This is a genomic window from Streptomyces sp. NPDC090119, assembly GCF_044747085.1.
In the GTDB taxonomy this organism is placed as follows: Bacteria; Actinomycetota; Actinomycetes; order Streptomycetales; family Streptomycetaceae; genus Streptomyces.
On the sequence record NZ_JBIVDK010000003.1, the window covers coordinates 604259 to 626919 of the forward strand.

At 70.7% G+C, this 22661-nt stretch carries 20 protein-coding genes; 12 read left to right on the plus strand and 8 right to left on the minus strand.

All coding sequences use genetic code 11. The annotated features are described in order from the left end of the window. Position 1: 1 nt before the first annotated feature. Positions 2 to 826, minus strand: coding sequence for a trypsin-like serine peptidase (locus ACIPPM_RS15475; protein WP_401447620.1), 825 nt, complete (start codon positions 824 to 826; stop codon positions 2 to 4). 228 nt (positions 827 to 1054) lie between these two features. Here ACIPPM_RS15475 and ACIPPM_RS15480 point away from each other — a divergent pair, with 228 nt between their 5' ends. Then, positions 1055 to 2266, plus strand: a complete 1212-nt coding sequence (locus ACIPPM_RS15480; RefSeq protein WP_401448491.1) for a pyridoxal phosphate-dependent aminotransferase — start codon at positions 1055 to 1057, stop codon at positions 2264 to 2266. Here ACIPPM_RS15480 and ACIPPM_RS15485 read toward each other — a convergent pair. Further along, the gene (locus tag ACIPPM_RS15485) at positions 2263 to 3426 is read right to left on the minus strand and encodes an MFS transporter (RefSeq protein ID WP_401447622.1); all 1164 of its coding nucleotides are present in this window, start codon (positions 3424 to 3426) and stop codon (positions 2263 to 2265) included. The genes ACIPPM_RS15480 and ACIPPM_RS15485 overlap by 4 nt on opposite strands. 76 nt (positions 3427 to 3502) lie before the next feature. On the opposite strand from ACIPPM_RS15485, the gene ACIPPM_RS15490 reads away from it, so the two are divergent. Both ACIPPM_RS15490 and ACIPPM_RS15495 read left to right on the plus strand, forming a co-directional pair. Beyond that, a complete protein-coding gene (locus ACIPPM_RS15490; protein ID WP_401447625.1) occupies positions 3503 to 3883 on the plus strand; it encodes a MerR family transcriptional regulator in 381 nt (126 codons plus the stop codon). Between the two features lie 160 nt (positions 3884 to 4043). Continuing rightward, positions 4044 to 4457, plus strand: a complete 414-nt coding sequence (locus ACIPPM_RS15495; protein WP_393595538.1) for a hypothetical protein — start codon at positions 4044 to 4046, stop codon at positions 4455 to 4457. Between the two features lie 7 nt (positions 4458 to 4464). Here ACIPPM_RS15495 and ACIPPM_RS15500 read toward each other — a convergent pair whose 3' ends face one another. Further along, the gene (locus ACIPPM_RS15500) at positions 4465 to 6297 is read right to left on the minus strand and encodes a phosphoenolpyruvate carboxykinase (GTP) (RefSeq protein WP_401447628.1); all 1833 of its coding nucleotides are present in this window, start codon (positions 6295 to 6297) and stop codon (positions 4465 to 4467) included. A 373-nt stretch (positions 6298 to 6670) separates the two neighbouring features. On the opposite strand from ACIPPM_RS15500, the gene ACIPPM_RS15505 reads away from it, so the two are divergent. Beyond that, positions 6671 to 7351 carry a hemolysin III family protein gene (locus ACIPPM_RS15505; RefSeq protein ID WP_401447631.1) on the plus strand — a complete coding sequence of 227 codons (681 nt, stop codon included), beginning with the start codon at positions 6671 to 6673 and terminating at the stop codon, positions 7349 to 7351. Positions 7352 to 7382: 31 nt separating this feature from the next. After that, the gene (locus tag ACIPPM_RS15510; RefSeq protein WP_401447634.1) at positions 7383 to 8114 is read left to right on the plus strand and encodes a Mut7-C RNAse domain-containing protein; all 732 of its coding nucleotides are present in this window, start codon (positions 7383 to 7385) and stop codon (positions 8112 to 8114) included. Positions 8115 to 8136: 22 nt separating this feature from the next. Here the strand turns inward: ACIPPM_RS15510 and ACIPPM_RS15515 are convergent, their stop codons facing one another. Together ACIPPM_RS15515 and ACIPPM_RS15520 are read right to left on the minus strand one after the other, a co-directional pair. Next, the gene (locus ACIPPM_RS15515; RefSeq protein ID WP_401447636.1) at positions 8137 to 9018 is read right to left on the minus strand and encodes a prohibitin family protein; all 882 of its coding nucleotides are present in this window, start codon (positions 9016 to 9018) and stop codon (positions 8137 to 8139) included. A 109-nt stretch (positions 9019 to 9127) separates the two neighbouring features. After that, positions 9128 to 11161 (minus strand): thioredoxin domain-containing protein, encoded by a 2034-nt coding sequence (locus tag ACIPPM_RS15520; RefSeq protein ID WP_401447639.1) that lies wholly within the window; start codon positions 11159 to 11161, stop codon positions 9128 to 9130. Between the two features lie 285 nt (positions 11162 to 11446). Between ACIPPM_RS15520 and ACIPPM_RS15525 the strand changes: the two genes are divergently transcribed. The 4 genes from ACIPPM_RS15525 to ACIPPM_RS15540 are packed head-to-tail and all read left to right on the plus strand — an operon-like array spanning position 11447 to position 15893. Continuing rightward, positions 11447 to 12190, plus strand: coding sequence for an NUDIX hydrolase (locus ACIPPM_RS15525; RefSeq protein ID WP_401447642.1), 744 nt, complete (start codon positions 11447 to 11449; stop codon positions 12188 to 12190). After that, the gene (locus tag ACIPPM_RS15530) at positions 12191 to 13354 is read left to right on the plus strand and encodes a purine phosphorylase (RefSeq protein ID WP_401447644.1); all 1164 of its coding nucleotides are present in this window, start codon (positions 12191 to 12193) and stop codon (positions 13352 to 13354) included. Continuing rightward, positions 13351 to 15339 (plus strand): hypothetical protein, encoded by a 1989-nt coding sequence (locus ACIPPM_RS15535; RefSeq protein WP_401447646.1) that lies wholly within the window; start codon positions 13351 to 13353, stop codon positions 15337 to 15339. Before ACIPPM_RS15530 ends, ACIPPM_RS15535 begins: the two co-directional genes overlap by 4 nt. Positions 15340 to 15353: 14 nt before the next feature. Further along, complete coding sequence (locus ACIPPM_RS15540; protein ID WP_401447648.1) at positions 15354 to 15893, plus strand: hypothetical protein; 540 nt, start codon at positions 15354 to 15356, stop codon at positions 15891 to 15893. Between the two features lie 407 nt (positions 15894 to 16300). Here ACIPPM_RS15540 and ACIPPM_RS15545 read toward each other — a convergent pair whose 3' ends face one another. Continuing rightward, complete coding sequence (locus ACIPPM_RS15545) at positions 16301 to 16894, minus strand: TetR/AcrR family transcriptional regulator (protein WP_401447651.1); 594 nt, start codon at positions 16892 to 16894, stop codon at positions 16301 to 16303. Between the two features lie 51 nt (positions 16895 to 16945). Between ACIPPM_RS15545 and ACIPPM_RS15550 the strand changes: the two genes are divergently transcribed. Then, complete coding sequence (locus ACIPPM_RS15550; RefSeq protein WP_401447653.1) at positions 16946 to 17497, plus strand: GNAT family N-acetyltransferase; 552 nt, start codon at positions 16946 to 16948, stop codon at positions 17495 to 17497. Positions 17498 to 17589: 92 nt separating this feature from the next. Continuing rightward, positions 17590 to 20793 (plus strand): tetratricopeptide repeat protein, encoded by a 3204-nt coding sequence (locus tag ACIPPM_RS15555; RefSeq protein ID WP_401447656.1) that lies wholly within the window; start codon positions 17590 to 17592, stop codon positions 20791 to 20793. 59 nt (positions 20794 to 20852) lie between these two features. Here the strand turns inward: ACIPPM_RS15555 and ACIPPM_RS15560 are convergent, their stop codons facing one another. Then, entirely contained in the window at positions 20853 to 21092 is a 240-nt protein-coding gene (locus ACIPPM_RS15560; protein ID WP_401447659.1) for a hypothetical protein, read from the minus strand. Beyond that, entirely contained in the window at positions 21085 to 21966 is an 882-nt protein-coding gene (mca, locus tag ACIPPM_RS15565; RefSeq protein ID WP_401447661.1) for a mycothiol conjugate amidase Mca, read from the minus strand. Before mca ends, ACIPPM_RS15560 begins: the two co-directional genes overlap by 8 nt. Positions 21967 to 22123: 157 nt before the next feature. Between mca and ACIPPM_RS15570 the strand changes: the two genes are divergently transcribed. Then, complete coding sequence (locus ACIPPM_RS15570; protein WP_401447663.1) at positions 22124 to 22522, plus strand: DUF4307 domain-containing protein; 399 nt, start codon at positions 22124 to 22126, stop codon at positions 22520 to 22522. Positions 22523 to 22661: the final 139 nt, after the last annotated feature.

The following is a 22661-nucleotide window of genomic DNA, read 5'->3' on the forward strand; positions in this document are numbered from 1 at the left end:
GTCAGGGCTTGGGGAGCGTGCAGCCGGCCGCGCTCAGGTTGAGCTTGTTGCCGGTCGTGAAGCAGGCCGGTATCTGGTAGGTCTGCTCGGCGTAGTTGATGCCCTGGCGGACGGTGACCTTGCCGTTCTGGTCGACCTCGCACGGGTTGTTCTCGGTGCAGGACTGGCCGTCCTCGTTGCCCGTGTTGTTGACGGCGACGACCTTGCCGGTGGCGGTGTCGATCACCGGGGAGCCGGAGGTGCCGCCGATGGTGTTGCAGGCGGCGGTGTAGCGCAGCGAGTCCTTCCAGGTCCAGCCGCCCTCCTTCAGCCGGTACACGAACCCGTCCGCGTTGCAGGCGTAGATCCGCTTCCAGTACCCGGAGACGACCTTGATGCTGCTCCCGGCCACCGGGTGGGTGTCGCTCAGGGGAAGCGCGTTGATCCCGTACGAGCTCTTGATCGCCGCGTAGCTGGTGGTCAGCCGGTACAGGGTGACGTCGGTGTCGGTCATCGTCGAGTAGACGACCTGGTTGGCGCGGAGCGTGGCGACCTTGGTGCCCGCCGAGTTCAGCAGGCCGAAGGTACGGCTGGAGGACTGGCCGGTGATGACCTGGCCGGGCTGCGGGAAGCCCGTCTCCAGGCAGTGCCCGTTGCTCAGCACCAGCGCGGGGTCGCTGTCCGCCGAGTTGGGCAGCCGGACGACGGAGCCGGAACAGTTGCTGAGCGACACGGTCCCGGCGAAGTCGACGGTCACCGCCTTGGCCTGCGGCGCGGCCATCGCGGGGGTCGCACCGAACCCGGCGAGCGCCACGGCGGAGAGCGCGGCCAGGAGAGGCTTGTTCATGTGGGGGTCCCCTCTTCGTGAATTGTCATGCACATTGTCACGAGAGGGGTGAGAGAGGACAAGAGTGCCGACCCGACGGGCCCCTTCCCCGTGGGGTGTCAACGCATGCGCGCGCCAATGGGGTTGGGTACTCGGAAGAAACCACCGCGAACCATGGCGGAACCGGTGCCGGAACACGTGGTGGAAAACACCGCCCACCAGGCACGGGCGGCCCGTAAGCTCGCGGGCATGCAGGTGATCCAGTCGACCAAGCTCGCCAACGTCTGTTACGAGATCCGGGGCCCGGTTCTCGAGGAGGCGATGCGTCTGGAGGCGGCCGGTCACCGCATCCTGAAGCTCAACACCGGCAACCCGGCCGCCTTCGGCTTCGAGTGCCCCCCGGAGATCCTGGAGGACATCCTCCGCAACGTCTCCACGGCCCACGGCTACGGCGACGCCAAGGGCCTGCTGGCCGCCCGCCGCGCGGTGGTCATGCACAACCAGACCCTCGGCATCGAGACCGACGTCGAGCACCTCTTCATCGGCAACGGCGTCTCCGAGCTGATCGTGATGGCCATGCAGGCCCTGCTCGACGACGGCGACGAGGTCCTCGTACCCGCCCCGGACTACCCGCTGTGGACGGCGGCCGTCTCGCTGTCCGGCGGCACCGCCGTGCACTACCGGTGCGACGAGCAGGCCGACTGGATGCCGGACCTCGCCGACATCGAGCGCAAGATCACCGACCGCACCAAGGCCCTGGTGATCATCAACCCGAACAACCCCACGGGCGCGGTGTACGACGAGGCGATGCTCAGGGGCCTGACCGACCTCGCCCGCCGCCACAACCTGCTGGTCTGCTCCGACGAGATCTACGACAAGATCCTCTACGACGGCGCCGTCCACACCCCCACCGCCAAGGTCGCCCCCGACCTGCTCACCCTCACCTTCAACGGCATGTCGAAGGCGTACCGGGTGGCCGGGTACCGGGTCGGCTGGATGGCGATCTCCGGCCCGCGCGCGCACGCCGACTCCTATCTGGAGGGCCTGACGATCCTGGCCAACATGCGGCTGTGCGCCAACATGCCGGGCCAGCACGGCGTGGTCGCGGCGCTCAGCGGCCGCCAGACGATCAATGACCTCGTGCTGCCGGGCGGCCGTCTGAAGGAGCAGATGGACACGGCGTACGAGCTGCTCACCAAGATCCCCGGCGTGAGCTGCGTACGCCCCAAGGGCGCGCTCTACCTCTTCCCGCGCCTGGACCCGAAGGTCTTCAAGGTCAAGGACGACCGGCGACTGGTCCTGGACCTGCTGCGCCAGGAGAAGATCATGGTGGTCCAGGGCACCGGCTTCAACTGGCCCGAACCCGACCACTTCCGCGTCGTCACCCTGCCCAACGTGGCCGACCTGACGGACGCGGTGACCCGGATCGGAACGTTCCTGGACGGCTACGGCCAGCACTAGGCGCACGACCGCGCCGTCCGCCCGGTGCGCGGCAGGACCAGGTAGGTCAGGGCCAGACCGCCGAGGCTGAGCACGGCACCGGCCAGCCCGGTCCAGCGCAGCGCGCCGACGGCGACGATGACCCCGCCGAGAGCGGAGCCGACGGCGGCACCGAGGTTGAAGGCACCGACATTGACCGCGACGGCCAGGGTCGGAGCGGATTCGGCCTGGCGCAGGATCAGTCCCTGCAGCGGGGCGATGGTGGCGGTGGCCAGCAGTCCCAGGAACAGGACCGCGAGCACGGCGGTGGGCCGCCAGGCGGCGGCGAACGGCATCGCCACCAGCACGCCGGTCAGGCCGCCGAACACCCCGCGCACCGTGGCGGACAGGGACCTGTCGGTCAGCTTGCCCGCGGCCAGGTTGCCCAGAAAGCTGCCGACCCCGTAGGCGAACAGCAGAGCGGAGACGCCGGCCCGGGAGAAGCCCGCGACGCGGATGAGCAGCGGCGCGAGGTAGGTGAAGACGACCGCGACGCCGGAGAAGCCGACCGCGGTGGTGGCGACGGCCAGCAGCACCGGCTTGCGGCGCACCACGCGCAGCTCGTCGCGCAGACCGGCGGACGACGCCCGCTGCGGGGGCAGCACCAGCGCCAGCAGCGCGACAGCGGCCAAGGCCAGCGCGGTCAGCACCGCGAACGGGACCCGCCAGCCGACCGCATGCCCCAGGAGCGAGCCCAGCGGCACCCCGAGCAGAGCGGCGACGGTGAATCCGGAGGCCACGGCGGCGATCGCCGAACCGGTCCGGTGCTCGGGCACCACTCTCGTGGCCGTCACCAGCGCCAGCGCCAGGAACGCGGCATGGCTGAGCGAGGAGATCACCCGCCCGACCAGCAACATCGTGAAGGAGGGGGCCACGGCGCTGAGCGCGCTGCCCGCGGCGAACAGCAGCATCAACCCGAGCGCCAGGGGCTTGCGGGGCAACCGCGCGGTCGCCAGGGTCACCGCGGGCCCGCCGACCACCACCCCGAGCGCGTAGGCGGTCACCGCCTGCCCCGCCGTGCTCTGCGGCACCCGCAGATCCGCGCCGACCTCGGGCAGCATGCCCGCGACCAGGTATTCCGACGTTCCGACGACGAAGACGCTCGCACACAGGGCCGCGAGCGAGACAGAGTTCCTGTTCATGCGGGGAAGCTAGACTTTCACATGGATGTGAGAGTCAAGCGGCGCCCCGCGCCCGAGGCGGCCACGAGGAGGCGACATGCGGATCGGCGAGCTGTCCCGCAGGACCGGAGTGCACGAACGGCTGCTGCGCTACTACGAGGAGCAGAACCTGCTCCGCCCCGAGCGGCGGCCCAGCGGCTACCGCGAGTACATCGAGGCGGACGTGGACACCGTGCGCCGCATCCGCAGCCTGCTCGCCGCCGGACTGAACACCGCTTCCATCGCGACGATCCTGCCGTGCCTGCGCGATGACGGCGAGCGCCTGGTGCCGACCTGCCCCGACCTCCTCGCCGACCTGGCCGAGGAGCGCAAGCGGATCACCAAGGCCATCACCGACCTGAAGGCATCCCGCGCCGCGCTCGACGACGTCATCGCCGCCGCCCCCGCCGACGTCGCCGCACGCGCCACCCGACCATGACCGCCGCCCACCCCGCGACGGACGCCGACCGGCAACACCAGCTGACGGGCACCCGTACCGACGCGTCACCCTCCCGCGACCACCCAGGCGCCGACCCGACTCAACTTTAGACTGAATCCAAGCTAGGATGGTTTCCTGTCAGCGCTGAGGAGGCCGTCCCATGTATGAACCGATCCGCTCCAAGTCGGTCCACAGCACCCCGGCGGCCTCGGACTTCCCGCACCGCTCCCGCGACGAGGAGCTGGACATCCAGCTGGCCGGGCACCTCGCGGCCCTGCTCGCCGTCACGGACGAGCTGCGCGGCCCGGCCGCCGACCCCGAGCTGGACCCGGCCGCCGAACGGCTCTCCGCCGAGGTGGCCCGGCTGCGCGGCGGACAGGCGCCGGTACGGGCGGTGCCGGGAGCGGCCGCCGATCCGGCGCCGCTGCACCGCCGGGCGCACACCCTCGCGGGCCGTGCCCTGGTCGTCGCCGCCTCCCGCGCGGACACGGCGGCCGCGATCCTGGCCGCCGAGCGGATGGAAGCCCACACGGCGGCCCTGGCCGCGCCGAGGGAACTCAGCGCGGCCCGCTGACCCGGCTTCAGCCGAGGCGCTCGACCAGCGCCCGGTACTGGTCCCACAGCTCCTTGGGCGTGTGGTCGCCGAAGGTGTTGAGGTGCTCCGGCACCAGGGACGCCTCCTCGCGCCAGACCTCCTTGTCGACGGTGAGCAGGAAGTCCAGCTCGGCCTCGGTCAGGTCCAGGCCCTCGGTGTCCAGGGAGCCCTTGGCCGGGAGCACGCCGATCGGGGTCTCGACGCCCTCGGCGCGGCCGTCCAGCCGGTCCACGATCCACTTCAGGACGCGGCTGTTCTCGCCGAAGCCCGGCCAGACGAACCGGCCCTCGCCGTCCTTGCGGAACCAGTTGACGTAGTAGATCCGGGGCAGCTTCTCCGGGTCCTTGTCCTTGGCCACGTCGATCCAGTGGGCCATGTAGTCGCCCATGTTGTAGCCGCAGAACGGCAGCATGGCGAAGGGGTCGCGGCGAAGCTCGCCGACCTTGCCCTCGGCGGCGGCGGTCTTCTCGCTGGCCACGTTGGCGCCCAGGAACACCCCGTGGTTCCAGTCGAAGGACTCGGTGACCAGCGGCACCGCGCTGGCCCGGCGCCCGCCGAAGAGGATCGCGGAGATCGGCACCCCGCGCGGGTCCTCCCACTCGGGCGCGATGATCGGGCACTGGTCGGCGGGGACCGTGAAGCGGGCGTTGGGGTGGGCGGCCGGGGTGTCCGACGCGGGCGTCCAGTCGTTGCCCTTCCAGTCGGTCAGGTGCGCGGGCTGCTCCTCGGTCATGCCCTCCCACCACACGTCGCCGTCGTCGGTCAGGGCGACGTTGGTGAAGACCGCGTTGCCCCACAAGGTCTTCATCGCGTTGGCGTTGGTGTGCTCACCGGTGCCGGGCGCGACGCCGAAGAACCCGGCCTCGGGGTTGATCGCGTACAGCCGGCCGTCCTCGCCGAACCGCATCCACGCGATGTCGTCGCCGATGGTCTCCACGCTCCAGCCGGAGACGGTGGGCTCCAGCATGGCGAGGTTGGTCTTGCCGCAGGCGGAGGGGAAGGCGGCGGCGACGTACTTGGCCTCGCCGTGCGGCGGGGTGAGCTTGAGGATGAGCATGTGCTCGGCCAGCCAGCCCTCGTCGCGGGCCATGACGGAGGCGATGCGCAGGGCGTAGCACTTCTTGCCCAGCAGCGCGTTGCCGCCGTAGCCGGAGCCGTAGGACCAGATCTCGCGGGACTCGGGGAAGTGCGAGATGTACTTGGTGGAGTTGCAGGGCCACGGCACGTCCTGCTCGCCCGCCGCCAGCGGGACGCCCAGGGTGTGCACGGCCTTGACGAACTCGCCGTCCGCGCCCAGCTCCTCCAGCACGGCGCTGCCCATGCGGGTCATGGTGCGCATCGAGGCGGCGACGTAGGCGGAGTCGGTGATCTCCACGCCGAGCGCGGAGAGCGGAGAGCCGAGCGGGCCCATGCAGAAGGGCACGACGTACATCGTGCGGCCGCGCATCGAGCCCCGGAACAGGCCACCCTCGCCGCCGGAACCCTGGAAGATCTCCCGCATCTCGGCAGGGTCCTTCCAGTGGTTGGTCGGGCCCGCGTCGGCCTCCTCCCGCGAGCAGATGAAGGTCCGGTCCTCGACCCGCGCGACGTCGGTCGGGTCGGAGGCCGCGTGGTACGAGTGCGGACGCTTCACGGGGTCGAGGCGGGTGAAGGTGCCCTTGGCGACGAGCTCCTCGCACAGGCGCTCGTACTCGGCCTCGGAGCCGTCACACCAGACCACGTTGTCCGGCTGGGTCAGTTCGGCGATCTCGTCGACCCACGAGATCAGTTCCTGATGGGTGGTCGGGATGACGGTGGGAGCCGCGTTGTCGCGCGCCACGATCGCTCCTAAGTGAGGGTTCATTGCCCTGGGTGAGGGATTTTCTCGGCCCCTTGGGGGCTGCGGCCCGGATGCCAGGCGGCAACCCGATCGGGAGTGCCGCTCATCCGGTACCGACCGCACTCATTTGATCATCCGATGCGAGTGCGCATATGTCCAGAGGGCGTCACAGGTGAGCGAGTACCCCCGAACCGGCGCGTTCCGCGTCCGCCCTGCTGACACGCCCACCTCTTTGCGCGCGCCTGGGACACGCATGGCGAATTCTTTGCAAGCGGGACGCGTGGCCGCCATGAGACGATGGATCATGGTGTGGGCGTGACCTCGGCCACCCACCCAGGGGTGCTGATCCGTAACTTACGGTTCCGTAGGTACGATGCGCTTCATGACCGCGTCCGTTCCCACGCTCTCCCTGCCGGAGCCCCTCAAGCCCCGGCTCCGTGGCTGGCTGCACCTGGGCATGTTCCCGGCCGCCCTCATCTCGGGCCTGGTGCTCACCGCCCTCGCGGACTCCACCCGGGGCCGAATCGCCTGCGGGATCTACGCCCTGACGGCGTGTCTGCTCTTCGGGGTCAGCGCGCTGTACCACCGGGGCAACTGGAGCCCCCGGGCCGACCGCATCCTGCGCCGCCTCGACCACTCCAACATCTTCCTGATCATCGCGGGCACCTACACCCCGCTCACCCTGCTGCTCCTGCCGGGCAGCAAGGGACAGTGGCTGCTGTGGGGCATCTGGGCCGCCGCCCTCGCGGGCATCGCCTTCCGCGTCTTCTGGGTCGGCGCACCCCGCTGGCTGTACACCCCGTGCTACATCGCGATGGGCTGGGCCGCGGTCTTCTTCCTGCCCGACTTCATGCGCACCGGCGGCATCGCCGTCCTGGTCCTGGTGGTCGTCGGCGGACTGCTGTACAGCGCCGGGGGCGTGGTCTACGGCATCAAGAAGCCCAACCCCTCACCGCGCTGGTTCGGCTTCCACGAGGTCTTCCACTCGCTCACGCTCGCCGCGTTCATCGTGCACTACGTCGGCATCTCGCTGGTCGCGTACCAGCACTCCTGAGAGCGTCCGGGGCGCGTGCCATGCTGACCGGGTGAACGGACCCGTGATCCACCTCGAAGTCGCCCCGGACCTGCACCTGTTCGTGCCGCACGCGCACCGGGCGGGCGTCGCCGGACTCGGTGTCGACGGCGTCTCCTCCCTCGGCCATGTCGTGGAGTCCCTCGGCATCCCGCTGACCGAGGTCGGCACCCTCACCGTGGACGGCCGCGAGGTCCCCCGCGCCCACGTCCCGGCCGACGGCGAATCCGTCCACGTCGGCCCGGTCCCGCGCCCCCAGCGGGTGCCCGGCGCCCCCTTGCGCTTCCTGCTCGACGTCCACCTCGGCACCCTGGCCCGCCGGATGCGCCTGCTCGGCGTGGACACGGCGTACGAGTCCACCGACATCGGCGACCCGGCGCTCGCCACGCGCTCCGCGGCCGAACGCCGGGTCCTGCTCAGCCGCGACCGGGGCCTGCTCCGCCGCCGCGAGCTGTGGGCCGGGGCGTACGTGTACAGCACCCGGCCGGAGCAGCAGCTCCGCGACGTGCTGGAGCGGTTCGCCCCGGAGCTGGCCCCCTGGTCCCGCTGCACCGCCTGCAACGGCCCCCTGCGCCCGGCCACCAAGTCCCAGGTGGCCGACCGGCTGGAGGCCGGTACGCGGGACACCTACGACGTGTTCGCGGCGTGCGGGGAGTGCGGGCGGGCGTACTGGAAGGGGGCGCACCACGAGCAGTTGGAGGCGATCGTGGCGGAGGCGGTGCGGTTCCGGGCGGAGCTGGGCTAGCGCCGTCCCGGTCTTGGTGCCGTCAGTTCTTGGTGCCGTCCACGATGACCGGGGTGCCGCCGGAGCCGCCGCCGCACGGGACGGCGTACACGGGGTGGGCCTTGGCGGCCTCGCGGTAGGCGTCCAGGCACTGGTTGTAGAGCACCTTGTCGCTGAGGGAGCGCTCCAGGATCTTGTTGGCGCGGGCGGTGCCCTCGGCCTCGATCCGCTTGCGCTCGGCCTCCGCCTTGGCGGTCCGCGCGGACTCGACGGCGCGCTCGGTGGCCTGCTCCTGCTGGATCTTCTTGTCGATCTGGCCCTGCAGCTGCTTCGACGGCCGGACATTGCGCAGATTGACGGTGGTCACGTCGATCCCGCGCGGAGCCAGCCGCTCCTTCACCAGGCGCTCGATCTCCGCGCTGATCCGCTCCCGGGCGGACGCGTACCCCTCCTCGCTGGTGTGCTTGGCGAACACATTGCGGATGATCTCGCGGCTGTCCGGCAGCACCAGCCGCTCCTGGACGGCGTCCTCGCTGCCCGCCAGCCGGTACAGCTCGACCGCCTTGCGCGGGACGACGGCCCACTTGATGGTGACGTCCGCGTACAGCACCCCGCCCTGCGAGGAGCGGACCTCCACCCGGTCCTCACCGCCCAGGTCGAGGTCGACCGGCCGGGTGGAGAAGGAGGTGACGTCGGTGAACGGCGACTTGAAGTGCATGCCGGAGGTCAGCGGGGTGCCGATCCGGCCGAACGTCACCGGGACGCCCACCTCATAGGCGCTGACCACATGAAGACAGGCGAACAGACCGGCCAGGACCCCACCCAGGGCGCCGATCGCAGCCCCGATCTTCCAGCCGGCCTCGGCTCTGCCGCGTCCGACGAAGAACAGCACGACCGCCACGACGAGCAGCAGTATGGACAGCACGAACACGGGCTTTCCCCCCACAGGATGCGCCACCCCCACGGGGCGGCGGGCAGCGCATCGTAGCGGGCACAGATGTACGGGAAGTAGCCGTGTGGGGCACCCGATTCGATCAGTTGTCGTCCAGCGCCGAACGGAGCGCGTCGGGATCGGTCACCGGGGCCTCGCAGGTGAAGTTCCGGCACACATAGGCGGCCGGGTCACCGCCGACCAGGGGGCGGTGGGCGAGGAGGGGGAACTCCTCCCCGTCCGGGGTGCCCGCCGCGACGACCGCGCCGGGGGCGGTGGCGAGGAGAGCCGTACGGTGCAGGGCGGCGGTGCGCTCGTCGGTGAGGGACGGGCCGACGACGGCGACCTCGCGGGGCCCGTCGAGCAGCGCCTCGGCCGCGGCGAGGCCCCAGCCGACGAACCGGGGCACGCGCGGCCCGAGCGCCTTGACCACGCCGAGGGCCCGCTCGGCGGCGGTCCGGTGGGCCTCGGAGCCGGTGTGCGCGGCGTAGGACAGCAGGGCGGCGGCCGCGGCGGACCAGCCGGACGGGGTCGCGTTGTCTGTCGGGTCCTGCGGGCGGCGGATGAGCTGCTCGGCGTCGGAGGCGGTGTCGTACAGCGCGCCGCTCTCCGGGTCGGTGAAGCGGGTCATGACCTGGTCGAGGAGGAGCCCGGCGAAGTCCAGCCAGACGCCCTCGCCGGTGACGGAGGCCAGCGCGAGGAAGCCCTCGGCGACGTCGGCGTAGTCCTCCAGCACCCCGGCGTTGGTCCCGGCGCGGCCGTCGCGGCTGGTCCGGGTGAGGTGGCCGTGCTCGTCGAGGTGGACGCGGACCAGATGGTCGGCGGCGGCGACGGCGGCCTCGATCAGGTCGGGGCGGTCGAAGTAGGCGCCGGTCTCGGCGAGCGCGGCGACGGCGAGGCCGTTCCAGGCCGCGACGACCTTGTCGTCCCGGCCGGGCGCGGGCCGCCGGGACCGCTCGGCGAGCATCCGCTCCCTGATGGAGGCGATCCGCTCGGCGTCGAAGACCCGCTCCGCCTGCGGCAGTTGCAGCACGGACTGGCCGTGCTCGAAGGTGCCCTCGTCGGTCACACCGAAGTACTCGGCGGCGAGGTCGCCGTCCTCGTCCCCGAGCAGGGCGCGCAGCTGCTCGGGCGTCCAGACGTAGTACGCGCCCTCGACGTGCTTGCCGGTGCCGTCGTCGCTGTCGGCGTCCAGCGCGGAGGCGAACCCGCCTTCCTCGGTACGGAGTTCACCGACGAGGAAGTCGGCGGTCTCCAGCGCGATCCGGCGGGCGAGGTCGGAGCCGGTGGCCCGCCAGAGGTGGGCGTACACCCGACAGAGCAGCGCGTTGTCGTACAGCATCTTCTCGAAATGCGGCACGACCCAGTCGCGGTCCACGGAGTAGCGGGCGAAGCCGCCGCCGAGCTGGTCGTAGATGCCGCCGCGGGCCATCCGCTCGCAGGTGTCGCTCGCCATCTGGAGGGCGCCCTCGGAGCCGGTGCGGGCGTGGTGGCGCAGCAGGAACTCCAGCGCCATGGAGGGCGGGAACTTCGGCGCGCCGCCGAAGCCGCCGCGCTGCGGGTCGTACTCCCGGGTGAGCCCGAGCAGCGCCCCGGCCAGCTCCTCCTCACCCGGCACCCCGGCCGCCTGCTGGACGATCTCCCGCTGGGCGAGGTCCCGAGTGATCTTCCCGGCGACCTCGGTGACCTCGTCCCGCCTGCCGTCCCACGCCTGGTGGACCCCCTCCAGCACCTGCCGGAAGGAGGGCATGCCGTGCTTCGGTCGGGGCGGGAAATAGGTGCCGAAGTAGAAGGGCTCGGCCTCCGGTGTCAGGAACACCGTCATGGGCCAGCCGCCCTGCCCGGTCGCCGCCTGCACGGCCTCCATGTACACCGCGTCGACGTCCGGCCGCTCCTCCCGGTCCACCTTCACACTGACGAAGTTCTCGTTCAGGTAGTCCGCGGTGGCCTGGTCCTCGAAGGACTCGTGCGCCATGACGTGACACCAGTGACAGGCGGAGTACCCGACGCTCAGCAGGATCGGCACGTCCCGCCGCCGCGCCTCCTCGAACGCCTCCGGCCCCCAGGGGTACCAGTCGACCGGGTTGTCAGCGTGCTGGAGCAGATACGGCGAGGTCACGTCGGCTAGCCGGTTCATACGATCCAGCCTCTCACAGCGTCCCTCCCGAACCGGGCACCCCGACGGCGGGGGGACAAGAGACCATCGACCGTGAAGGTGGAGGCACGGCGAGATGATCACCGGCGCGGTCAAGGGCGCCCTCCACATTCCCGCCACTGTCGACCTGGGCGTCATCTGGCGGCCGACATGCGCGCAGGCAGCCCGCCATTTCATTCCGGCTTCCACCGCCGAGCACGCACAGATGAATGGTTCGCCTTACCCACTTCTTGTGTAAGTGACAGTAACCAAAGTACCGTGCAGCACATGCGCGATGACGAGTGGTCACCGACTCCCGTACTACTGACTGTCGATCTCGTGATCCTGACGCTGCGGGAGGGCCACCTGCACATCCTCCTGGTGGAGCGGGGCGAAGACCCTTTCCGGGGCATGCGCGCCCTGCCCGGAGGGTTCCTGAACCACGACGGCGAGGAGATTCTGGATGCCGCCCACCGTGAACTGAGCGAGGAAACGGCCCTGGCATCCAGTTGGGTACACCTTGAACAGCTAGCCGTGTACGGGGAATCGGGTCGTGACCCCCGGGGCCGAGTCGTCTCGGTGGCACACCTGGCGATCGCACCGGGGCTACCCGACCCGGTCGCGGGCACCGATGCCACCGATGCCGCGTGGGTTCCCGCGGCCGCCGTGCTGTCCGGCGATGAGGAACTCGCCTTCGACCACCGTCGAATCGCGGCGGATGGGATCGAACACGCGCGCACCAAGCTTGAGTTCTCGTCTCTGGCCACGGCGTTCTGCGGCAAGGAATTCACCATCGCAGAGCTGCAACAGGTGTACGAAGCCGTCTGGGGCACCGCACTCGACACTCGCAACTTCTACCGGAAGGTCCAAGCCGCGAAGGGATTCATCCTCCCCGTCGGTACGGACCGCAGAAGCACCGGCGGACGGCCCGCCCGGCTGTACCGGGCCGGGCCGAAAACCGTGCTGTTCCCTCCGCTGATCCGACCCACGCAGTCCACTGTCGAAGAGCACACGCAAGGGGAAGAGGGATAGATGTCCACAGGCCCGGTGGTGATTCTCACCGCCCTCAATCTCGAGTATCAGGCCGTGCGCGAGAAGCTGGCGAGTGCGCAGGTGCACCGCCATGAGCGAGGTACACGGTTCGAGACGGGAACCGTGCGGGGTACGTCGTGCCGTGTCGCACTCGGCCTGACGAGCAAGGGGAACGGGTCCGCCGCAGTGATCGCCGAACGCGCGATTCAGGAGTTCTCACCGTCGGCCGTGCTTTTCGTCGGGGTCGCCGGCGCCTTATGGGACGCCACCAGGCTGGGTGACGTAGTGGTGGCGTCCCACGTATACGCCTACCACGGGGGCACCAGCGAGGATGACGGGCTCAAAGCCCGCCCTCGGGTGTGGGAAGCACCGCATGGCATCAGCCAGCTCGCCATGCATCTGGCCCGCTTGAACGACTGGGCGGATTCCGCCTCCTCTGACGAGGACGCGCCTCAGGTGCGATTCGGGGCCATCGCCGCCGGCGAGATCGTCCAGAACTCAAGGATCTCGGCCGAGGCGAAGTGGATCCGGCAGCACTACAACGACGCCCTCGCCATCGAGATGGAAGGGGCCGGTGTAGCACAGGCCGGCCATCTCAGCGGAGCGCCGGTGGCCATCATCCGTGGCATCAGCGACCGGGCGGACGGCACGAAGAACAGCACGGACGACCGCAGCCTTCAGCCGCAGGCCGCAGCGAACGCGGCGGCGTTCGCCATCCGACTGGCGGTGGAACTGGCGGCGGAACAGGAGGAGACCGCCGTGCCCCGAAACTCCGGGTCCCCTACAGCCGACCAGCGGGGCCGACACGTCAGCAACACCGCCCACAACAGCACCGTCGGCATCATGGCCGGCTCGGTCTCTGGCAGCAGCGTTCACATGAACCCGGCTCCGCAGGAGTCCGGCCCGATCGACCTGATCGGGAAACTCAACGATTTTCGGAAGAATTTGGGGCGGCACCACACCGAAGGCGCCGTCGACGAGGACACGTACCGGGAGGCCTTGGCCGACCTGGACTCCGCCCTCCGGTCTGCCGACGACAGCACCCCTGATTCGTCGAAGCGGGCGGTCATGATGCTCAGGAGACTGCGTGGCCTGGTCTCGGAGTGCCCTGCGCTCGCGGCCGAGCTGACCCCCCTGATCGCCGCCGCCGGTGACCGGGCATGAGCGACAGCGACGGTTCTACGTACAGCTCGGCCGCGTACGACTCCAACATCGGCATGCAAGCCGGGGTCATACACAACTCCAACGTCTACTACGTCCACCCCGATGCTTCGCCGCAGGAAAAGTTCAAGGTGGGCGTGCGGCTCCTGGAGGACGGGATTCCGAGCCGCGCCCACGAGATGATCACCGATGCGATCGCTCTTGGCCACCACACCGCGGAGGTGCGTTTCCACCAGGTGCTCGCCGTACTCAGCGCACGCACCTACTACGACCTCAGCGCCGAAGAGCTCCAGCGGCTGCAGCGCGTCTCCGGACTCGTACGGAATTATCCCGAGGACGAGTGGAAGGAAGCCCTGCGCGTCACTTTCGACCTGCTGGCGGCACTCAGCACCGCGAGCGGGGAGGCCGGACCTGTACTGAAGCAGTTGCAGGAGCTGCCGTCCCGCCAGCACAACGCGATCCTCCGCCACCTCGACCTCATGCTCACCGGCGGCCTGAAGGACGAGCTCTGGGCGGAGACCCTCGAGCGGGCCGCGGCACAGCGCTTCGGCAACGACCGGGCCCAACGGGTCTGGGCCTACTTCGAGCCCGACCCCATCGGGGCGAGGGCGGCACTCCCCCGCCCGAGCACTTCTGCCGCCGTCGCTGCCCGAGCGGCACTTCCGTCTCGGGTGGTCCTGTTCGTGGTCAGCAGTGTGGCCCTCGGCGTCCTGGCGTGGATCGCGAATCCGACCGAGGCGATCGTCGAGTCACTGGTGGCACTCGGCGCGGGTCGCACCGCGGCCCGATGCGGCCTCCAGTGGTGGGGCCGGAAGCCCCGCCCGGACATATCAGGTGGGGCCGACGTCCCACAGCCGCACAGTCCCGCCCCCGCCAAGGCCGGCTTCACCAAAAGCGTCCACAGTAAGTTCGACCACTACTTCAGCGTCCGCACGCCCTACGGGTTCACCCCGGACACCTGGCTCGCCCACACCACCGAGGTCCGCCGCGACCTCGCCGCCGAGATCGCGGACCTCTACCGGGAAAACCGCATCGGTGTGGAGCGGGTCACTTGGCTGATCCGTCACCTTGCCGAAGAGGCCCGGAACCGCCACAACAACGGCACCCTGTTCGATCAGTACCGACAGGTCCGGACGCCGGCCTGGACGAAGGCCCTCACCGTGGTGGCCCTCGCCGTTCTCGGTGTCGCGGTTCTCTCAGGCTTCGGCACGGCGGTCGCGGGCGCCACCCAACCGAGGCCGCTGTGGGCGGTCCTGGCCTTGCTCGGTGCGGCCTGGTCCGGGCACGCAGCTGCTCACCTGTGGCTGAAGGTCCGGCGTGAAAGACATCGAGTGGCCCAGGAGACTCGGAAATACCAGGAAGATCTGGCCGCACGAAAGAACGCTCAGCAGCGCTGGACGGATCACCTGGACGCCACCCGCCCCAGTGAGCGGGAAATGGAGACCTGGCTCGCCTGCGACAAGACTTCATTCGTCGACGAGGCGCTGCGGCACCACCGGCTCACCTGGCGGGATCTGATCACGCACACCATCCTCGTGACCCCGGCACCTTCCTGCAGACGCGGCCGGGTCAGAGGCGGCCCATGGCGGTACTCGGACTACGTCCTCCGCCTGTTCCTGTTCACCCGGGACGGCATCCGCGAGGTCAGCTCCGAGCTCAAGTTCTCCGACGCGACGCGCAAGAACGAGCAGCGGAGCAACTACCGGTTCGACGCGCTGTCCTCGGTGCAGGTGACGGAGAACGTCGATGTCGGCTACGACCTGGAACTCGTCCTAACCAACGGACCGGCCAGGAAGATCCACGTCAAGGACGCCGACGCCCATCAACTGGCGACGGACGAGAGCGCTCAGGAGATTTCCGAGATCAGTCTCAGTGCCGCCGGATTCACCCATACCTTCCGCCTCCTGGAAGGGATCGCGGCAGACGGAAAGGGCTGGATCGAGCGGCGCGACAACCTGACGCCCTTCCAGATCGCCGACCGGTCCTGAAATCAAGTGTGGGGATGGCTGTGACCTCCATGGATGATGTCACCGAGAGCAAGGTCCTGCTGGCTGAGTACGACCGCCTCAAGGAGGAGCAGAAGACCCGCATAGGGTTCCGCGACAACCTGCTCTACTTCACACTCGCCGCTGTCACCGCGGTCGTGGCGCTCACCGTCCAGAGCGGACAGGCCCAACTCTTGCTTTCCGCCCCCGCGATCTGCCTGATCCTGGGCTGGACCTACCTGGTCAATGACCAGAAGATCTCGGCGATTGGCTGCTACGTCCGCGACCAACTAGGACCGCGTCTTGGGGAACTCGCCTCCGCCCCTGGCGCGGTGTTCGGCTGGGAGGCCTACCACCGCAACGTTGCGGGTCGCATCATGCACAAGCGGCTTCAGACCGCAGTGGACCTGTTCACGTATCTGATCCTGCCTGTGGTCTGCATGACCGCGTTCTGGTGCTCCTCCACCGTTCAACCTCTGCTCGCGCTCACTTCGCTTGTACAGACGCTTGCCCTGGCCGTGCTGGGCTGGCAATTCCTCCGCCGTGCCGAGTGTTAGCGCAGGCCGTGCCGCTGGGCGTCCTCTCGTCTGATCGTCAACACCGGGGGCGGCGCTCTTCGTCAGCCACAGAGTCGATGTGCACATCGGAGAGGTCACTCAGTCAGCGAACTCCGCTCGCGAACCGCTCGTCGTGGGCTGTCCAGCCATGTCACCGAGGCCGTGAGGCACCAGCTCGCCATGGACGGGCTCGCTGAGATCGTCGCGGCCCACGAGGAGGAGCACGGCGCGCTCACGGAGCAGGAGGTCGAAACCGGCTCGCATCGGCATCCCGGCAGGCCGGGGTGCCCGTGTCGGTTCCGACCACTGTCGAAGCAGTGCGAGGGAAGACCGACTTGGCGCGCTTGCAATGGGTGCACATCCCTGCGCTTCGCCTACTCGACCGCCACCGTAGCCCCCCGAGCCGGTCACCCCCTCCAGCTCGCCAGGCCGGTGAGGTAGTCGTCCAGGAGTTGCTGCTGTCGCTCGGGTGGGAAGGCAGACGGGTCGAGCAGGGCCTGTACCACCAGGCCGAGGGTGAAGGACTGGGCGCCCGCCGCGAGGCGTGCCGGGTCTCCGGGGGGTAGTTCGCCGAGGGCCTGCGCGGCTGCCACGTGTTCGGTCAGGCGGGTGCGGCTCTCGGCGTACTTGCGGGCGTGGTCGGCGCCGATGGCCGGGTCCGTGAGGGCGGTGTCCCAGGAGCAGACCCAGATGCGGTTGCTGTCGGTGGCCTCGGGCGTCAGCGGCAGGATGTCGAGCAGGGCGTCCCGCAGCGCCGCGAGCCCCGGCCCGCCGGGGCGGCGGGGGCGGGCGAGGGTGCGCTGTTCGAGCAGGTCGAGCGCGTACTCGAGCAGGGCCCGCTTGGTCGGGAAGTAGTGCGTGAGCAGGCCGGTGGTCGCGCCGAGTTCGGCGGCGACGGCGCGCAGCGTCAGCCCGGCGAAGCCGCGGGTGGCCAGCACCTGCCAGACCGCCGCGGAGACGTCCCGCCGCCGGGCCTCGTGATCTCCCTTGGTACGTGGCATGGCGCCACGGTACATTGCCATAACACTTGTTATGCAAAAGGGGAGGCCCCCATGTTCTCGCTTCCGCTCGGCGACGGCGCCCACCTGGCCCCACTGGAGCCCTGGCACGCCGAGGAGTTCGCCGCGCATCTCGACCGCGCCCGCGAGCACATCCGCCCCTGGGTCGGCGCCGGGTTCGTCACCGAGGACGTACCGGGGGCGCGGGCCACGCTGGAGCGGTACGCCGCCCGCCAAGCTGCCGACGGCGGCCGTCTGTACGGCATTTGGCGGGACGGCACCCTCGTCGGCGGCGTGATGTTCACCGACTTCAGCACCGCTCTCGGCACCTGCGAGGTCGGCTGCTGGCTGGAGCCGTCCGCCGAGGGCCACGGCCTGGTCACCCCGGCCTGCGCCGCCCTGCTGGACTGGGCGTTCGGCACCCGCGGCCTGCACCGGGCCGAATGGCACTGCCGGGCCGACAACGACCGCAGCGCGGCGGTGGCGAAGCGGCTCGGTATGACGCTGGAGGGCGTGCGGCGCGAGGCGTGGCCGTACGGCGGTGCCCGGCACGACAAGCAGGTCTGGGCGGTCCTCGCACCGGAGTGGCACGCCCGGGAGCGCTGACCGGCCACACTCCTGATCCACGCCCCCTCGCGCTCCCCCCGCCCCCGAAGCACACTGGTGCGCAACGGAGTTGGTGGCGTCGAGGGGGACGTATGCGGGACGGGCATCGGGGTGAGGCCGACCGGCTGGTGGTGCGGGCGGTGGAGGAGGAGGTGCGGCGGTCGGGCGGGCGGGCCGACGGGCAGTTGCTGCTCACGCGGGCGCGCGCCGGGCTGGACGGGATGGCCGGGTCGGCGGCCGAGGAGTACGCCGCGTACACCCGCGCGCTCGACGCGTCCGAGGGGGACCGGCTCAGCTTCGCCCGGCGCTACGCCCGCGAGGGTGCCGGTACCCCGCTGCTGGTGGCCGCCGTCGCGGCGGTCGCGGCGGCCGTCGCCGACCTGTCCCTCGGCACCGGTGCGGGCACCGCGTTCGGGGCGGGCGTCGTCGTCGGCGTGGCCGGGGCCGCCGCGACGGTGGTGAAGGTGGCCGGTACGCATCTGCCCGCCGCCCATCACCGCAAGGGCGCGGCGAGCCAGCCCGGCGGCCCCGAGCAGCTGCGGCTGCAGTGGCTGACCGCGCTGGAGGTGCGCGGCATCCGCCCCTTCCTGGACCAGCAGCGGATGCTCGCCGCCTCCACCGCGCCGGGCAAGAAGGCCGGTCCGGCGCTGCGCGGGGCGGACAAGAGCGCGGCGGCCCGGCGTCGGACCGTACTGGAGCAGTCCTTCGGCCAACTCCCCGAACCGGAAGAGCTGTTCGCGGGCCGTACCGAGGAGCTGGCGCGGATCGGGCAGTGGGCGCGGGCCGCCCGCGCGGAGACGGAGACCCGGCCGACCGTGGTCGTCCTGCACGGCGAGCCGGGCTCGGGCCGCACCGCGCTCGCGGTACGCGCGGCGCACGAGCTGCGCGACCACTTCCGGGGCGCGGTCGTCGTCGACCTGCGCGGCGACGGCCGCGAGACCCGTCCGCTGTCCACCCGCGACGCCCTGCTGCATCTGCTGAACCGGCTCGGCGCGCCCCGCGAGCAGTTGCTGTTCCGCGAGCACGCCTCCCCCGAACAGCAGGTCAAGCGGCTGGCCGAGCTGTACCACCAGCACCTGGCCGGGCTGCCCGTGACGATCGTGCTGGACGACGCCTCCGACCCGGCGCAGGTCCGCGCGCTCACCCCGGAACGCTCCGACAGCCTGGTCCTGGTCACCTCCCGCACCCCGCTGAAGCTGGACGCGGACCTGCCCGCCTGGGTGCACCAGCTGCCCGTCGAGGCGCTGGACGCGGCCGGTGCCGAGGAGCTGCTGACCGCCTCCGCGCCGGACTCCGCCCACCCCCACGACGCCGAAGCCACCGAGAGGACCAGGGAGTTGTGCGGCGGGCTGCCGCTGGCGCTGCGCTGCGCGGGCTCGGCGCTCGGCTCCCGCCCGGCGAGCGGACTCGCGGCGGACCTCGCCGCGTACGGCCCCGTCGAGCCGGTGGAGCGGGTGCTGTGGCTGCGCTACACCGATCAGCCGGAGCCCGCCCGGCGTCTGCTGCGCCGCCTCGCGCTGGCGGGCCGGGCCTCGCTGGGCGTGGCGGCGGCCGCCGCGCTGCTGGGCACCGGCGAGGCGGAGGCGGGCCGTCGGCTGGCCGCGCTGGCCCGCGCCGGGCTGCTGGACCATGTGCGCGGCGACCGGTACCGGCTGCACCACCTGGTCCGCGCCTTCGCCGAGGCCCGGCTGCTGGACGAGGAGGAGCAGGCGGAGCGTACGGCGGCGCAGGAGCGGCTGATCGTGAACTACGCGGAGCTGGCCGACTCGGTGCTGCGCCTGGTCGATGGCAACATGTCGACGCGCTCGGACCGCTTCGGCTCGCACGGCTTCGTCTCGCTGGAGGAGGCGCTGCGCTGGCTGGACGACGAGAGCAGCTTCATCACGGCCACCCTGCGGCAGGCCGAGGGCGTGGACCAGGGCGCGGTGCTGAACCTGCTGGGCGCGCTGTGCGACTACTGCCTGCTGCGCGGCGACCTCTACCGGCTCGGTGAGATCAACGAGCTGGCGCAGGCCGTGGACGAGGGGCTGCTGGTGCGCTCGGTGCAGTGGCGTACCGGTATCGCGGCCCGGCAGCTCGGCGAGCTGGACAAGGCGCGCACCACGCTGGCCTCGGTGGTGGACCTGTACCGGGAGGCGCACCACGACGCGGGCGCCGCCCGTGCCCTGTGCTCCCTCGGCATCACCCTGCACCACCAGGGCAACCTGACCGAGGCGGCGGCCAAGCTCCAGGAGGCGCTGGACCTCCAGGCGCCCCCGCAGCTCGCCACCGACCGCGCCTGGACCATGCACGCGCTGGCCGCCGTCCAGCGCGACCGGGCCCGGCTGCCGGAGGCGTTGGACCTGCTGAAGCGCTCCCTGGTGCTGCACCGGGCGGGTGGTTCGGTGCACGGCGAGGCGTGGGCGCACTACCAGCTCGGCCAGCTCGCCCTGTGCCTCGGCGACGTCCCGCGCGCGGAGGACGAGCTGGGGGCCGCGCTGGAGCGCTACGGGCGGACCCGTGACGCGCGCGGTGAGGCGTGGGCGCTGACCCAGCTCGCGCGGGCCCGGCTGGTCGACGGGGACGCGGCGCCCGCCGTGGAAGGGCTGCGCCAGGCGGCCGTACGGCACCGGGACAACGAGGACGCGCGCGGCGAGGCGTGGACGCTGTACCACCTGGGGCAGGCGCTGGAGGAGACCGGCGATCTGGACCGGGCGGTCCGGGAGCTGGAGCGCTCGCGCACGATGTTCTCCCGGATGCGGGACGTGTACGGCCTGGCCTGGGCCCGGCACCACTCGGCGCGGGTGACCCGCGACCAGCGGGCCGCGCAGACCGGCTCGCTGCGCAACTCCGGGTTCGCCCGGCAGCTGCTCGTCGACGCCCGCGCCGACTTCCAGCGGGTCGGGGTCCCGCACGGCGAGGCGTGGACCTGCCTGGAGCTGGCGGTGGTGGACGCGGGCAACGAGCGCGGCCGGCAGGCGCTGGGGCTGTGCGACGAGGCGCTGACGCTGTTCACCGCCTACGGCGACCGGCGCGGCGAGGACTGGGCGCGCTTCCTGCGCTGCACCCTGCTGCCGTACGCGGCGCCGGGCGGCACCGAGGTGGGCACGGCGGTCGCCCAGGAGGAGCTGGCCCGCCTGGTCCGCGCCGACCATCCCCTGCGCGACGAGCGGCTCACCGACTGCGCCCCGGCGTACGCCCTGCTGCTGGAGCGGGGCGTCAGCCTGGAGGCGGGCTGGCAGGCATGGCGGCTGCGCATGACACCGGACCGGCACGCCCGCGATGTGCTGGGGGTGCCGGTACCGGCCAAGGGGTGAGCGGGGCGCGGCCCGGTGCTGCACCGGTCACGCCCGCCACTCGTACGGTCCCGGCGGGGTCAGCCCTGCCGGGGCTCGGTCGCCTTGTCGGAGGTCTCGCCCTGGGCGGGAGCCTCCTTGAAGTCGACCTTCCCCATGTGCTTGCTCATGGACTTCATCAGGCCCCACACGGCCAGGGCCATCACCGCGAACACGATGAAGCCGAGGACACCGGGGGTGACCTTGTTCTCGTCGATCTCCTTGGCGAGGGGGACGAGATGCGTCACTGCGAGGCTCACGCTTGCGCTCATGTCAGGCATTGTCCCGGATGCCCGCGAAGAGGTCGTCCTCGGGGAGGGAGGTGTCCACGAGGGACTTCGCCAGCTCGTACTCCTCGGTGGGCCAGACCTCCTTCTGGAGCTCCATCGGGACCTTGAACCAGCCGCCGTCCGGGTCGATCTGCGTGGCGTGCGCGATCAGCGCCTTGTCCCGGATCTGGAAGAAGTCCGCGCACGGGACATGCGTGGTCAGGGTGCGCTCGACCCGCTCGAACTCGTTCCAGCGCTTGAGCCAGTCCCCGTACGGCGACTCCAGCCCGCGGTCCAGCATCGCGTGGTGCAGGGCCTCGGTGCGGGGGCGGTTGAAGCCCTGGTTGTAGTACAGCTTGCTCGGCTGCCAGGCCGGGCCGAACTCGGCCTCCGGGTACTTCTCGGTGTCCGTCGCGCCCTCGAACGCCACCATCGAGATCTTGTGGGTCATGATGTGGTCGGGGTGCGGGTAGCCACCGTTCTCGTCGTAGGTGGTGATCACCTGCGGGCGGAACGCGCGGATCTTGCGGACCAGCTCACCGGCCGCCTTGTCGACGTCCTCCAGGGCGAAGCAGCCCTCCGGCAGCGGGGGCAGCGGGTCGCCCTCGGGCAGGCCGGAGTCGACGAAGCCGAGCCACTCCTGCTCGACCCCGAGGATCTCGCGGGCCTCGTCCATCTCCTTCTTGCGCACCTCGTGGATGTGCTCCTCGATGTACGCGTCGCCCTGGAGCTTGGGGTTGAGGATGGACCCGCGCTCTCCACCGGTGCAGGTCACCACCAGCACGTCCACCCCGTCGGACACGTACTTCGCCATGGTGGCCGCGCCCTTGCTCGACTCGTCGTCGGGGTGGGCGTGCACGGCCATCAGTCGCAGCTGGTCAGTCAAGACTCGTTCCTTGTAGGTCGGCGCCCCGCGGTCGGTGGGGCAGTCAACGGGTGCCGTGCCTGTGGCACGTCGTCCATGGGGCGGCGGTCGGAGGGCGGGCGGCAGGCTTCTATAGTGACCGAATCGGGGGACGAATAATTCCGCGGAGAGGACGATCATGGGTACGGCGAGCACGCGGCTGCCCGAGGGCCGATACGGCCGCTCCTCGGACGAGCGTGCCGATCACCGGCTCAAGATCCTCGGCGCGGCACTGGGCGCGGCCCTGCTGGTACTGGTCGGCTACTTCGCCTACCACTACGTCGCCAAGAACGAGATCAGCGCCCAGGTCATCACCTTCCAGGCCACGGACAACGCGGTGCGCGCGCATCTCGAGGTGCACCGGGACGCCGATGTCGACGGCTACTGCACCCTGCGCTCCCAGTCGGCGGACGGGGCCGAGGTCGGCCGGGCCGACTTCCGCTTCACCGGGCCCGACACCCGTGTGGACAAGGTCGTCACGCTCCGTACGACGGCCAAGGGGAGCACCGCCGAGCTGCTGGGCTGCCACGCCGGCTGACGGATCACCCGGAATGTGTACTGCGTGACCTGCGCTGATGCGATTCTGATGGCTTATGTCCTCCCCCTTTCGCCCCTGAATTGTTAGGCTCGTGGTTTCGCCCATCCAAGAGAGAACATGCTTCCTGGTAGGGCGATGC

What these genes read in the sequence shown, in the direction of transcription:
- ACIPPM_RS15555 (WP_401447656.1), top strand. Translation starts at nt 17,590, where the DNA reads ATGCGGGACGGGCATCGGGGTGAGGCCGACCGGCTGGTGGTGCGGGCG.
- ACIPPM_RS15530 (WP_401447644.1), top strand. Translation starts at nt 12,191, where the DNA reads ATGTCCACAGGCCCGGTGGTGATTCTCACCGCCCTCAATCTCGAGTAT.
- ACIPPM_RS15560 (WP_401447659.1), bottom strand. Translation starts at nt 21,092, where the DNA reads ATGCCTGACATGAGCGCAAGCGTGAGCCTCGCAGTGACGCATCTCGTC.
- ACIPPM_RS15535 (WP_401447646.1), top strand. Translation starts at nt 13,351, where the DNA reads ATGAGCGACAGCGACGGTTCTACGTACAGCTCGGCCGCGTACGACTCC.
- ACIPPM_RS15485 (WP_401447622.1), bottom strand. Translation starts at nt 3,426, where the DNA reads ATGAACAGGAACTCTGTCTCGCTCGCGGCCCTGTGTGCGAGCGTCTTC.
- ACIPPM_RS15475 (WP_401447620.1), bottom strand. Translation starts at nt 826, where the DNA reads ATGAACAAGCCTCTCCTGGCCGCGCTCTCCGCCGTGGCGCTCGCCGGG.
- ACIPPM_RS15520 (WP_401447639.1), bottom strand. Translation starts at nt 11,161, where the DNA reads ATGAACCGGCTAGCCGACGTGACCTCGCCGTATCTGCTCCAGCACGCT.
- ACIPPM_RS15495 (WP_393595538.1), top strand. Translation starts at nt 4,044, where the DNA reads ATGTATGAACCGATCCGCTCCAAGTCGGTCCACAGCACCCCGGCGGCC.
- ACIPPM_RS15480 (WP_401448491.1), top strand. Translation starts at nt 1,055, where the DNA reads ATGCAGGTGATCCAGTCGACCAAGCTCGCCAACGTCTGTTACGAGATC.
- ACIPPM_RS15570 (WP_401447663.1), top strand. Translation starts at nt 22,124, where the DNA reads ATGGGTACGGCGAGCACGCGGCTGCCCGAGGGCCGATACGGCCGCTCC.
- ACIPPM_RS15550 (WP_401447653.1), top strand. Translation starts at nt 16,946, where the DNA reads ATGTTCTCGCTTCCGCTCGGCGACGGCGCCCACCTGGCCCCACTGGAG.
- ACIPPM_RS15525 (WP_401447642.1), top strand. Translation starts at nt 11,447, where the DNA reads ATGCGCGATGACGAGTGGTCACCGACTCCCGTACTACTGACTGTCGAT.
- ACIPPM_RS15505 (WP_401447631.1), top strand. Translation starts at nt 6,671, where the DNA reads ATGCGCTTCATGACCGCGTCCGTTCCCACGCTCTCCCTGCCGGAGCCC.
- ACIPPM_RS15490 (WP_401447625.1), top strand. Translation starts at nt 3,503, where the DNA reads ATGCGGATCGGCGAGCTGTCCCGCAGGACCGGAGTGCACGAACGGCTG.
- ACIPPM_RS15545 (WP_401447651.1), bottom strand. Translation starts at nt 16,894, where the DNA reads ATGCCACGTACCAAGGGAGATCACGAGGCCCGGCGGCGGGACGTCTCC.
- ACIPPM_RS15540 (WP_401447648.1), top strand. Translation starts at nt 15,354, where the DNA reads ATGGCTGTGACCTCCATGGATGATGTCACCGAGAGCAAGGTCCTGCTG.